This window comes from Stenotrophomonas maltophilia group sp. RNC7, assembly GCF_030910085.1.
GTDB lineage: Bacteria > Pseudomonadota > Gammaproteobacteria > Xanthomonadales > Xanthomonadaceae > Stenotrophomonas > Stenotrophomonas sepilia.
Window position 1 is genome coordinate 1 of record NZ_JAVFVN010000113.1, and the last position, 391, is coordinate 391.

The following is a 391-nucleotide window of genomic DNA, read 5'->3' on the forward strand; positions in this document are numbered from 1 at the left end:
GTCGTCGTGGTGATGGTCCAGGTGTGCATGGTCATTTCCTAGGTGCTGCCCCGGCACCCGGGGCGGGTGGGGGAAGGTCAGGCGGCGCGTTGCTGCCAGAGATCAGCGCTCTGGCCGCACTTCGCATTCGGGGAAAGGCGGGCGGCCGCGCAGTCTTGGCGGCCGATGGCCGGATGGAGGCAGACCATCGTCATGCCGGCCACAAATCCAGCGTCGTGGAACGACCGGCGCTCATTGACGCGGTACGCGCAGGTGCTGCACTTCGGATCGCTTGCCATGCTGTTTCTCCCGTTTCTCCCCGGGGTGGGGAGGTGTTGAGCAAATATTAGCAAACGCTAAATCGAATAGTCAACAATTTATTCTTTGCGATATCGCAACGCTTCGAACCCGG

The 391-nt window shown here is 61.4% G+C and carries 1 protein-coding gene; it reads right to left on the reverse strand.

The window, feature by feature from the left end:
* Positions 1 to 77: 77 nt before the first annotated feature.
* Entirely contained in the window at positions 78 to 278 is a 201-nt protein-coding gene (locus RCF13_RS01245; protein WP_308140748.1) for a hypothetical protein, read from the reverse strand.
* Between the last annotated feature and the right edge of the window lie 113 nt (positions 279 to 391).

Coding starts and splice junctions, on each gene's coding strand:
- RCF13_RS01245 (WP_308140748.1), bottom strand. CDS start 278: ATGGCAAGCGATCCGAAGTGCAGCACCTGCGCGTACCGCGTCAATGAG.